Genomic DNA, 11,782 nt, shown 5'->3' on the forward strand with positions numbered 1-11,782 from the left:
GTTCCTCAAACTCGGTTGCTGCCTGATCTGCTGGAATACCCTTCGGCGGGCCGACCAGTCTTTATGAAACCGTCTCTTATATAGAGGGGTCCGCGTTGGGGCGGGTTGGGCCGCATGTTAGAATCGCACGTTGCGTCGCGCGAGCGGCGCCCACGCGAAAGGCGGCCCCGTCTTCGCTCCGAAAAGATACGGATACATGGATCAATTCGCCAAAGAGACCCTGCCCACCTCCCTCGAGGAGGAAATGCGCAAGTCGTATCTCGATTACGCCATGAGCGTGATCGTCGGACGTGCCCTTCCGGATGTCCGCGATGGCTTGAAGCCCGTGCACCGGCGCGTGCTGTTCGCGATGCACGAACTGAACAACGACTGGAACCGGCCGTACAAGAAGTCCGCGCGTATCGTCGGCGACGTGATCGGTAAGTACCACCCGCACGGCGACACGGCGGTCTACGACACGATCGTCCGGATGGCCCAGGACTTCTCGCTGCGCTACATGCTCGTCGACGGTCAGGGCAACTTCGGCTCTGTCGACGGCGACAATGCCGCCGCGATGCGCTACACCGAAATCCGGATGGCCAAGATCGGCCACGAGCTGCTCGCGGACATCGACAAGGAAACCGTCGACTTCGGCCCGAACTACGACGGCAGCGAAATGCAGCCGCTCATCCTGCCGTCGCGGATTCCGAACCTCCTCATCAACGGTTCGTCGGGGATCGCGGTCGGCATGGCGACCAACATTCCGCCGCACAACCTGAACGAGGTCGTCGACGCGTGCCTGTACCTGCTGAGCAATTCGCAGGCGAGCGTCGACGAACTGATCGAGATCATTCCCGCGCCCGATTTCCCGACGGCCGGCATCATCTATGGCGTCGCGGGCGTGCGCGACGGCTATCGCACCGGCCGCGGCCGTGTCGTGATGCGCGCGACGACGCACTTCGAAGAGATCGACCGCGGCCAGCGGATGGCGATCATCGTCGACGAGCTGCCGTACCAGGTCAACAAGCGCTCGCTGCTCGAGCGGATCGCGGAGCTCGTCAACGAGAAGAAGCTCGAGGGCATCTCCGACATCCGCGACGAGTCCGACAAGAGCGGCATGCGCGTCGTGATCGAGCTCAAGCGCGGCGAGGTGCCCGAGGTCGTGCTGAACAACCTGTACAAGGCGACCCAGCTGCAGGACACGTTCGGCATGAACATGGTCGCGCTCGTCGACAACCAGCCGAAGCTCCTCAATCTGAAGGAGATCCTGCAGTGCTTCCTGTCGCATCGGCGCGAAGTGCTGACGCGGCGCACGGTCTACGAGCTGCGCAAGGCGCGCGAACGCGGCCACGTGCTCGAAGGCTTGGCCGTCGCGCTCGCGAACATCGACGACTTCATCGCGATCATCAAGGCCGCGCCGACGCCGCCGATCGCGAAGCAGGAGCTGATGGCGAAGTCGTGGGATTCGTCGCTCGTGCGCGAGATGCTGACGCGCGCCGAGACCGAGAACGCGGCGGCGGGCGGGCGCGAAGCATACCGCCCGGAAGGTCTGAGTCCGGCGTTCGGCATGCAGGGCGACGGTCTGTACCGGCTGTCCGACACGCAGGCGCAGGAAATTCTCCAGATGCGTCTGCAGCGCCTGACGGGTCTCGAGCAGGACAAGATCATCGGCGAATACCGCGACGTGATGGCGCAGATCGCCGATCTGCTCGACATCCTCGCACGGCCGGAGCGGATCACCGTGATGATCGGCGAGGAACTGAACGCCGTGAAGGCCGAGTTCGGCGACGCGCGCCGCTCGAAGATCGAGCTGAATGCGACCGAGCTGAACACGGAAGACCTGATCACGCCGCAGGACATGGTGGTCACGATGTCGCATGCGGGCTACGTGAAGTCGCAGCCGCTGTCCGAGTATCGCGCGCAGAAGCGCGGCGGCCGCGGCAAGCAGGCGACGCAGATGAAGGAAGACGACTGGATCGAGACGCTCTTCATCGCGAACACGCACGACTACATCCTGTGCTTCTCGAACCGCGGCCGCGTGTACTGGGTCAAGGTCTACGAGGTGCCGCAGGGCTCGCGCAACTCGCGCGGCCGTCCGATCGTCAACATGTTCCCGCTGCAGGACGGCGAGAAGATCAACGTCGTGCTGCCCGTCCGGGAATTCTCGGCCGACAAGTACGTGTTCATGACGACGGCCTTGGGCACCGTCAAGAAGACGCCGCTCGAAGCGTTCAGCCGGCCGATGAAGAAGGGCATCATTGCGGTCGGCCTCGACGAGGGCGACTACCTGATCGGCGCGGCGATCACCGATGGCGCGCACGACGTGATGCTGTTCTCCGATGCCGGCAAGGCGGTCCGCTTCGACGAGAACGACGTGCGTCCGATGGGCCGCGAGGCGCGCGGCGTGCGCGGGATGCAGCTCGACGAAGGGCAGCAGGTGATCGCGATGCTCGTCGCGGGCAGCGAGGAGCAATCGGTGCTGACCGCGACCGAGAACGGTTTCGGCAAGCGCACGCCGATCACCGAGTACACGCGCCACGGCCGCGGCACGAAGGGGATGATCGCGATCCAGACGTCCGAGCGCAACGGCCGCGTGGTCGCCGCGACGCTCGTCGACGCCGAGGATCAGATCATGCTGATCACGACGGCGGGCGTTCTGATCCGCACGCGCGTGTCGGAGATCCGCGAGATGGGGCGGGCGACGCAAGGTGTTACACTCATCAGTCTCGATGAAGGCACCAAGCTTTCGGGTCTGCAGCAGATCGCCGAGGCGGACGCTGAGCCCGACGACGATGCGTCGGAGGGCGGCGACGCCTGAGCCAGGTTGTGACCGTCGAGCCGCCGCCCGGCTCGCACGCAAAAATGCGGCGTGACGGGTGCGGCGTATAAACTGTGCATATTTCCATGAGGGAGTGATGATGCAAAAACGATTCAAGCAACTGGTCCTGCTGGCAGCGATGGTTCCGGCGTTCGCGATGGCTCAGTCGCTGTCGAACCAGACTTCGGCTCCGGCGGCCGCTGCTCCGATCGACGCCGACAAGAAGGCAGCCATCAAGGATCTGCTCGACGCGATCGACGCGCCGAAGCTCGTGTCGGCAATCGCGAACAGCGCCGAAATGCAATCGAAGCAGCTCGTGCCGGCGATCCTGTCGGACGCGCTGTCGGAGAACAAGACGCTGAACGACAAGCAAAAGCAAGCTGCCGTGCCGACGCTCCAGAAGAACGCGGTGCCGAAGCTCGTTGACGGCGCGGGCAAGGTGTTCGGCACGCAGCAGTTCTCGAGCGACGCGATGCAGGCTCAGTACGACGCGTACGCGAAGTACTACAGCACGTCGGAGATCAAGGATCTGACGACGTTCTACAAGAGCCCGACGGGCCGCAAGTTCATCCAGGTGCAAGATCAGGTCGGCCGCGACGTCGTGAACGGCCTGATGCAGAAGTACATGCCGCAGGCAATCAAGGCGACGCGCGACCAGGCCGACAAGGAAGTCGCGGGCGTCAAGCCGGGCAAGTAAGCCGCGTCCCGCCGGGGCCCGCCGGCCGGGGCGTTCGCCGCTCGGGTTTGGCGGGTTCGTCGGGACAGTGCGATAATGGTCGTTTGCGCGAGAGCGCAAGCGGCCATTTCCTTTTTTCGCACGGCTTTCGGCCGGTTCGAAGCGGCTGCGTCCCTTCCGAGGTTTTCACGATGCGCGTCTTTAATTTCTCCGCCGGTCCCGCGGCGATGCCCGAGGAAGTGCTGCGCCAGGCGGCCGCCGAAATGCTCGACTGGAACGGCAGCGGCATGAGCGTGATGGAAATGAGCCATCGCGGCAAGGAGTTCATGTCGATCCACGAGGCGGCGCTTGCTGACCTGCGCGAGCTGCTCGACGTGCCCGTGAACTACCGGATTCTATTCCTGCAGGGCGGGGGGATCGCCGAGAACGCGATCGTGCCGATGAACCTGCTCGGCTCGCGCACGACGGCCGATTTCGTCGTCACGGGCTCCTGGTCGCAGAAGTCGTTCAACGAGGCGAAGAAATACTGCACGCCGCATCTCGCTGCGACGGGCAAGACCGAGCGGGGTTACACGCGCGTGCCGGCATTCTCCGAATGGCGGATGTCCGACGATCCGGCATACGTGCACCTGTGCACGAACGAGACGATCGACGGCGTCGAAACGTTCGACATCCCCGATCTCGGCAACGTGCCGCTCGTCGCCGACGTGTCGTCGCACATCCTGTCGCGTCCGCTCGAAATCGCGAAGTATGGTGCGATCTTCGGCGGCGCGCAGAAGAACATCGGGATGGCTGGCGTGACGCTCGTGATCGTCCGAGAGGACCTGCTCGACCGCGCGCTGTCGATCTGCCCGTCGGCGTTCGAATGGAGGACGGTCGCGCTCAACAACTCGCTCTACAACACGCCGCCCACCTACGCGATCTACGTCGCGGGCCTCGTGTTCAAGTGGCTGAAGGCACAAGGCGGCCTGGCCGTGATCGAGCAGCGCAACATCGAAAAATCGAAGCTGCTGTACGACGCGATCGACTCGAGCAGCTTCTATTTGAACAAGGTCGAGAAATCGGCGCGTTCGCGGATGAACGTGCCGTTCTTTCTCGCGGACGAATCGCGCAACGAAGACTTCCTTGCCGGCGCAAAAGAGCGCGGGTTGCTGCAACTGAAGGGCCACAAGTCCGTCGGCGGCATGCGGGCGTCGATCTACAACGCGGTGCCGCTCGCGGGCGTGCAGGCGCTCGTCGAGTACATGAGGGATTTCGAGCGGCAATGCGCGTGATGCGCACCGCTCTTCAGCACGCTTGTTAATTCATGGACGACGAACTCAATACCCGCCTGAAGCCTCTGCGCGAACGCATCGACGCGATCGACGCGCAGTTGATCTCGCTTCTGAACCAGCGCGCGGCAGTCGCGCTCGAGGTCGGCGAGGTCAAGAAGCACTTCAACGCGCCCGTGTTCCGGCCGGAGCGCGAGCAGCAGGTGATCGCGCGCTTGCAGGACATGAGCGCCGGGCCGCTCGCGAGCGAGCACATCAGCGCGATCTGGCGCGAGATCATGGCGGCGAGCCGCTCGCTCGAGCAGACGATTCACGTTGCGTTCCTGGGGCCTGTCGGCACCTACAGCGAACAGGCGATGTTCGACTACTTCGGCCAGTCGATCGAAGGGCTGCCGTGCCCGTCGATCGACGAGGTGTTCCGCTCGGTCGAGGCGGGCGCCGCGGCGTTCGGGGTCGTGCCGGTCGAAAACTCGTCGGAAGGCGCGGTGTCGCGCACGCTCGATCTGCTGCTGCATACGCAGCTTCTGATCGGCGGCGAGCTGTCGCTGCCGATTCATCACAACCTGCTCACGCAGACGGGCAAGCTCGACGGCGTGAAGCGCGTATGTGCGCATGCGCAGGCGCTCGCGCAGTGCCAGCAGTGGCTCGCGGCGAACGCGCCGCATCTCGAGCGGCAGGCGGTCTCGAGCAACGCGGAAGCCGCGCGGCTGGCGGCCGACGACGCGGCGGTCGCCGCGATCGCGGGCGACCGTGCGGCGACGCATTACGGGCTGCAGATCGCATATGCGCTGATTCAGGACGATCCGCACAACCGCACGCGCTTCGCCGTGATCGGCAAGGAGCCGGCAGGACCGAGCGGGCATGACCAGACGTCGCTCATCGTGTCGGTGAAGAACGAGCCGGGCGCTGTGTTCAAGCTGCTCGAGCCGCTCGCGCGGCACGGCGTATCGATGACGCGCTTCGAGTCACGTCCCGCCCGGGTCGGCACGTGGGAGTATTACTTCTACATCGACGTCGAAGGACATCGCGACGACGACGCAGTCAAGGCTGCGCTCGCGGAGCTCGGCAAGAAGGCGGCATTCCTGAAGATTCTCGGTTCGTATCCGCGCGCGCGGTGACGCGCGTCGCGTTGCGCCGCGCCGGCATGCGTGGCCGCGTCGCCCGTAATGGCGCGCGGCAGCGGATGGCGGCGCGTGGCGGCAGGGCTCGCGGCTGGAGCGGCTTGCCGCAGGTAGACGACGCACGGCCCATCGCGCAAGCGGATGCGCGGCGCCTCGGGCAGGCGGCCGTTCGATATTGACCCTCGCGCGCCCGGCTCGGGCGCGTGTTACTTGGCTTTCGTCGTGTCAGGCTTTTCTTTCAACAAACTGGTGATTTTCGGCGTCGGGCTGATCGGCGGCTCGCTTGCGCTCGCATTGCGCGCGGGTGCGTCGGGCGGCGCGCGCGAGGTGGTCGGCGTCGGCCGTTCGACCGCGTCGATCGAGCGTGCGCTCGCGCTGCGCGTGATCGACCGCGCGGCAGCGCTCGACGACGACGCGCAGTTGCGTGACGCGCTCGCGGGCGCCGACATCGTGCTGCTCGCCGCGCCCGTCGCGCAGACGGGACCGCTTCTTGCGCGGATCGCGCCGTTTCTCGACGCATCGACGATCGTCACCGACGCGGGCAGCACGAAGTCGGACGTCGTCGCGGCCGCGCGCGCGGCGCTCGGCGCGCGGATCGGCCAGTTCGTGCCGGGCCACCCGATCGCCGGACGCGAATCGAGCGGCGTCGACGCGGCGCTCGACGATCTGTACGTCGGCCGCAACGTCGTGCTGTGCGCATTGCCGGAGAACGCACCCGATGCGGTCGCGCGCATCGAATCGATGTGGCGCGCGGCGCGCGCCGACGTGCGAGCGATGAGCGCCGAGCAGCACGACCGCGTGTTCGCGGCGGTGAGCCATCTGCCGCACGTGCTGTCGTTCGCGCTCGTCGAGCAGATTCTCGGCGAATCCGACGCCGAGCTGAAATTCTCGTATGCGGCGGGCGGGTTCCGCGACTTCACGCGCATCGCCGCGTCGAGCCCGGAAATGTGGCGCGACGTCTGCCTCGCGAACCGCACGGCGCTCCTCGACGAGCTCGACGCGTACACCCGCGTGCTCGCGCGGCTGCGCGCGGCGGTCGACGCGGGCGACGGCGCCGCGCTCGAAGCCGTGTTCGCGCGCTCGCGCGCCGCGCGCTCGGCGTGGCGCGAGCGCGGCGCGAAGGCCGCGCTCGTCGTCCATTCAGCTCTCCCTGGAACAGGATCTCACATGGAACATCTCGATCTCGGCCCGTTCTCCCATGCGCAAGGCACGGTGCGTCTGCCCGGCTCGAAGAGCATCTCGAACCGCGTGCTGCTGCTTGCGGCGCTTGCGGAAGGCGAGACGACCGTCACGAACCTGCTCGATTCCGACGACACGCGCGTGATGCTCGACGCGTTGGCCAAGCTCGGCGTGAAGCTGTCGCGCGACGGCGATACCTGCGTCGTCGGCGGCACGCGCGGCGCGTTCACCGCGATATCGGCGGATCTCTTCCTCGGCAACGCGGGCACCGCAGTGCGGCCGCTGACGGCGGCGCTCGCGGTCAACGGCGGCGACTACCGGATCCACGGCGTGCCGCGGATGCACGAGCGTCCGATCGGCGATCTCGTCGACGGGCTGCGCCAGATCGGCGCGCAGATCGACTACGAAGGCAACGAAGGCTTCCCGCCGCTCCGGATCCGGCCCGCGGCGATTTCGGTCGAGGCGCCGATCCGCGTGCGCGGCGACGTGTCGAGCCAGTTCCTGACCGCGCTTCTGATGACGCTGCCGCTCGTGAAGGCGAAGGACGGCGCGAGCGTCGTCGAGGTCGACGGCGAACTGATCTCGAAGCCTTACATCGAGATCACGATCAAGCTGATGGCGCGCTTCGGCGTGACGGTCGAGCGCGACGGCTGGCAGCGCTTCACGGTGCCGGCGGGCGTACGGTACCGGTCGCCCGGCACGATCATGGTCGAGGGCGACGCCTCGTCGGCGTCGTACTTCCTCGCGGCGGGCGCGCTGGGCGGCGGGCCGCTGCGCGTCGAGGGTGTCGGCCACGCGAGCATCCAGGGCGACGTCGGCTTCGCGAACGCGCTGATGCGGATGGGCGCGAACGTGACGATGGGCGACGACTGGATCGAGGTGCGCGGCATCGGCCACGACCACGGCAAGCTCGCACCGATCGACATGGACTTCAACCTGATTCCGGACGCGGCGATGACGATCGCGGTCGCCGCGCTGTTTGCCGATGGCTCGAGCACGCTGCGTAACATCGGCAGCTGGCGTGTGAAGGAGACCGACCGGATCGCCGCGATGGCGACCGAGCTGCGCAAGGTCGGCGCGACGGTCGAAGAGGGTGCCGATTATCTTGTCGTGACGCCGCCTGCGCACCTCGTGCCGAACGCGTCGATCGACACCTATGACGACCACCGGATGGCGATGTGCTTCTCGCTCGTGAGCCTGGGCGGCGTGCCCGTGCGCATCAACGATCCGAAGTGCGTCGGCAAGACGTTTCCCGACTATTTCGACCGTTTCCTGGCGCTCGCGAAGGCTTGACGCCCGTATTGACCCGATGAAATCGACTCGACCTTTTCACCCGACCCCAGTTATCACGATCGACGGCCCGACCGCATCCGGCAAGGGCACGGTCGCGGCGCTCGTCGCCGCGCACCTCGGTTTTCACCTGCTCGACAGCGGCGCGCTGTACCGGCTCGCCGCGCTCGCGAGCATCCGCTACCAAGTCGAGCCCGACGACGCCGACGCGCTCGCCAAGCTCGTCGACGGCCTCCACATCACGTTCCGCGAGGGCTGCGCGCAGCTCGACGGCGTCGACGTGTCCGACGAGATCCGTGCGGAAGCGGTCGGCAACCGGGCGTCGGCGATCGCCGTCCATGCGAGCGTGCGCGCGGCGCTCGTCGCGCGGCAGCGCGCGTTCCGCAAGACGCCGGGGCTCGTCGCGGACGGCCGCGACATGGGGACCGTGATCTTCCCGGACGCGGTGCTGAAGGTGTTCCTGACGGCGAGCGTCGAGGCGCGCGCCGCGCGCCGGCATAAGCAATTGATGCAAAAAGGTTTTTCTGCTAATATTGATAACTTGCTTCAGGATTTGCGCGAACGCGACGCACGCGACAGCAATCGCGCAGCCGCGCCGCTCAAGCCCGCAGCAGACGCCAGGCCCCTCGACACGTCGGCCCTCACGATCGAGCAATCGGTCGAACAGGTCCTCGCGTGGTTCCGGGAGCTCGGCCAGCCCGCTTGAAATAGAGGCAAAAGCGTAGTAGGTGCTTCGCGCGTTGCGCGAAGCGTGTGTTAAACCCTAACCCCGTGTGGATTCGCGGGCGCGTCGCCAGCCATGACGGCCGGTGCGGGCGGTAGAGCGAAACCACGCACAATCCGATTTTTATGTCCGACCTGCAAACCTCCACCCCGAATACCGAATCCTTCGCGGCTCTGTTCGAAGAGTCGCTGACCCGCCAAGACATGCGCGCCGGCGAAGTGATCTCCGCCGAAGTCGTGCGTGTCGACCACAACTTCGTGGTCGTCAATGCAGGCCTCAAGTCCGAGGCTTACATTCCGATCGAGGAATTCCTGAACGATCAGGGCGAGGTTGAGGTGCAGTCGGGCGATTTCGTGTCCGTCGCGATCGACGCACTCGAAAACGGCTACGGCGACACGATCCTGTCGCGCGACAAGGCGAAGCGCCTTGCATCGTGGCTGTCGCTGGAAAAGGCGCTCGACAACAACGAACTCGTCACCGGCACGATCACCGGCAAGGTGAAGGGCGGCATGACCGTGATGGTCAACGGCATCCGCGCGTTCCTGCCGGGTTCGCTCGTCGACACGCGTCCCGTCAAGGACACGACGCCGTACGAAGGCAAGACGCTCGAGTTCCGCGTCATCAAGCTCGATCGCAAGCGTAACAACGTCGTGCTGTCGCGCCGCGCGGTGATCGAAGCGACCCAAGGCGAAGAGCGCGCGAAGCTGCTCGAGACGCTGAAGGAAGGCGCGATCGTCAACGGCGTGGTCAAGAACATCACCGACTACGGCGCGTTCGTGGATCTGGGCGGCATCGACGGCCTGCTGCACATCACCGACATCGCATGGCGCCGCGTGCGTCACCCGAGCGAAGTCCTGTCGGTCGGCCAGGAAGTCACCGCGAAGATCCTCAAGTTCGACCAAGAGAAGAACCGCGTGTCGCTCGGCATCAAGCAACTGGGCGACGATCCGTGGGAAGGCATCTCGCGCCGTTACCCGTCGGGCACGCGCCTGTTCGGCAAGGTCACGAACATCACCGACTACGGCGCGTTCGTCGAAGTGGAATCGGGCATCGAAGGCCTCGTCCACGTGTCGGAAATGGACTGGACGAACAAGAACGTCGCTCCGTCGAAGGTCGTTCAGCTCGGCGACGAAGTCGAAGTCATGGTCCTCGAGATCGACGAAGACCGTCGTCGTATCAGCCTCGGCATGAAGCAGTGCAAGCCGAATCCGTGGGACGACTTCAGCCGCAACTTCAAGAAGGGCGACAAGATCACGGGCGCGATCAAGTCGATCACCGACTTCGGCGTGTTCATCGGTCTGCCGGGCGGCATCGACGGCCTCGTCCACCTGTCGGACCTGTCGTGGAGCGAAGCTGGCGAAGAAGCGGTTCGCAAGTACAAGAAGGGCGACGAAGTCGAGGCAATCGTGCTCGGCATCGACGTCGAGAAGGAACGCATCTCGCTCGGCATTAAGCAGCTCGAAGGCGATCCGTTCAGCAACTACGTTGCAATGAACGACAAGGGCTCGATCGTCGACGGCGTCGTGAAGTCGGTCGATGCGAAGGGCGCGGTCATCACGCTGACGCCGGACGTCGAAGGCTATCTGCGCGCGTCGGAAATCTCGCAGGATCGCGTCGAAGACGCACGCAACGTGCTGAAGGAAGGCGACAAGGTCAACGCGATGGTGATCAACATCGATCGCAAGTCGCGCGGCATCAACCTGTCGATCAAGGCGAAGGATTCGGCCGAGCAGCAGGAAGCGATGCGCGGCCTGCAAGCCGATTCGAGCGCCGCTGCGACTGGTACGACCAACCTCGGCGCGCTGCTGAAGGCGAAGCTCGACGGCCAGAACCAGTAAGCCTCGCGAGGTCTGCTGAAGTATGACCAAATCCGAGTTGGTCGCCCAGTTGGCATCGCGATTTCCGCAACTCGTGTTGAAGGATGCGGATTTCGCGGTGAAAACGATGCTCGATGCGATGTCCGACGCACTGTCGAAAGGGCATCGCATCGAAATTCGCGGCTTCGGCAGCTTCGGTTTGAACCGCCGCCCGGCGCGTGTCGGGCGCAATCCGAAGTCGGGGGAGAAAGTGCAGGTGCCCGAGAAGTACGTACCGCACTTCAAGCCCGGCAAGGAATTGCGTGAGCGCGTCGACGGCCGCGCCGGCGAGCCGTTGAAGAACGACGAACCGGAAGATAGCCAGTGACGGTTCAGCCGCAAGCCGATGCCGAACCAGTTTGGCCGAAAGAAAGCGCCCCTTGCGGGCGCTTTTTCTTTGGGCGCACGCAGCGCGGGTTTCGCGAAGCGCGTCAAGCGCCGGCAGAACCGATTCGCGAAGCGCTAAAGGCATCCTTTACAATACGGGGCGCCTGACGCGCTGCGAAGGGGAGTCGCGCGCGCTGCCGAACAATCTCAGTCAAAGAGAGGGAGTCATGAAGTTCATCGTCTGGTTGATCCGTGTGCTGGTGTTCGTGCTGCTGCTCGTGCTTGCGTTGGCCAATACGCAAAGCGCCACGCTGAATTTCCTCGCCGGTTACAACTGGCAGGCTCCGTTGATCCTGATCGGTCTCGCGTTCTTCGGCGTCGGCCTGATCGCCGGTCTGTTGTCGGCGCTGCCCGCGATCTTCCGGATGCGAATGGAGAACGGCCGCCTGAAGCGCGACTTGCGCGCGGCGCGCGAGAACCCGGCCGTCATCGACCAGCCGCCGATGCCGCCCGTCATTTAACGATGCCGACGCCGCGCACC

The 11,782-nt window shown here is 65.3% G+C and carries 9 protein-coding genes and 1 pseudogene; all 10 read left to right on the forward strand.

All coding sequences use genetic code 11. The annotated features are described in order from the left end of the window. Window positions 1-196 precede the first annotated feature (196 nt). Window positions 197-2,797, forward strand: coding sequence for a DNA gyrase subunit A (gene gyrA / locus WS69_RS03265; RefSeq protein WP_059469385.1), 2,601 nt, complete (start codon window positions 197-199; stop codon window positions 2,795-2,797). A gap of 100 nt (window positions 2,798-2,897) precedes the next feature. Next, on the forward strand, window positions 2,898-3,494 hold the full coding sequence (locus WS69_RS03270) for a DUF2059 domain-containing protein (protein ID WP_059469505.1): 597 nt from the start codon (window positions 2,898-2,900) through the stop codon (window positions 3,492-3,494). A 170-nt stretch (window positions 3,495-3,664) separates the two neighbouring features. Beyond that, a complete protein-coding gene (serC, locus tag WS69_RS03275; RefSeq protein WP_059469386.1) occupies window positions 3,665-4,747 on the forward strand; it encodes a 3-phosphoserine/phosphohydroxythreonine transaminase in 1,083 nt (360 codons plus the stop codon). 32 nt (window positions 4,748-4,779) lie between these two features. Further along, a complete protein-coding gene (pheA, locus tag WS69_RS03280) occupies window positions 4,780-5,862 on the forward strand; it encodes a prephenate dehydratase (protein ID WP_059469387.1) in 1,083 nt (360 codons plus the stop codon). A 144-nt stretch (window positions 5,863-6,006) separates the two neighbouring features. Then, a pseudogene (locus WS69_RS35435) lies at window positions 6,007-6,927 on the forward strand (prephenate dehydrogenase/arogenate dehydrogenase family protein); the annotation flags it as partial. 105 nt (window positions 6,928-7,032) lie between these two features. Then, complete coding sequence (aroA, locus tag WS69_RS35440; protein WP_059469506.1) at window positions 7,033-8,337, forward strand: 3-phosphoshikimate 1-carboxyvinyltransferase; 1,305 nt, start codon at window positions 7,033-7,035, stop codon at window positions 8,335-8,337. Between the two features lie 16 nt (window positions 8,338-8,353). Then, window positions 8,354-9,040 carry a cytidylate kinase CmK gene (gene cmK / locus WS69_RS03290; protein ID WP_059469388.1) on the forward strand — a complete coding sequence of 229 codons (687 nt, stop codon included), beginning with the start codon at window positions 8,354-8,356 and terminating at the stop codon, window positions 9,038-9,040. 143 nt (window positions 9,041-9,183) lie between these two features. After that, window positions 9,184-10,896: a 30S ribosomal protein S1 gene (rpsA, locus tag WS69_RS03295; RefSeq protein ID WP_059469389.1), complete on the forward strand. Its 1,713-nt coding sequence runs from the start codon at window positions 9,184-9,186 to the stop codon at window positions 10,894-10,896. A 22-nt stretch (window positions 10,897-10,918) separates the two neighbouring features. Continuing rightward, complete coding sequence (locus WS69_RS03300; protein ID WP_059469390.1) at window positions 10,919-11,242, forward strand: integration host factor subunit beta; 324 nt, start codon at window positions 10,919-10,921, stop codon at window positions 11,240-11,242. A 226-nt stretch (window positions 11,243-11,468) separates the two neighbouring features. Further along, window positions 11,469-11,762, forward strand: a complete 294-nt coding sequence (locus WS69_RS03305; RefSeq protein WP_059469391.1) for a LapA family protein — start codon at window positions 11,469-11,471, stop codon at window positions 11,760-11,762. Window positions 11,763-11,782 lie beyond the last annotated feature (20 nt).

The organism is Burkholderia sp. BDU5 (genome assembly GCF_001522845.1).
Taxonomy (GTDB): Bacteria; Pseudomonadota; Gammaproteobacteria; order Burkholderiales; family Burkholderiaceae; genus Burkholderia; species Burkholderia mayonis.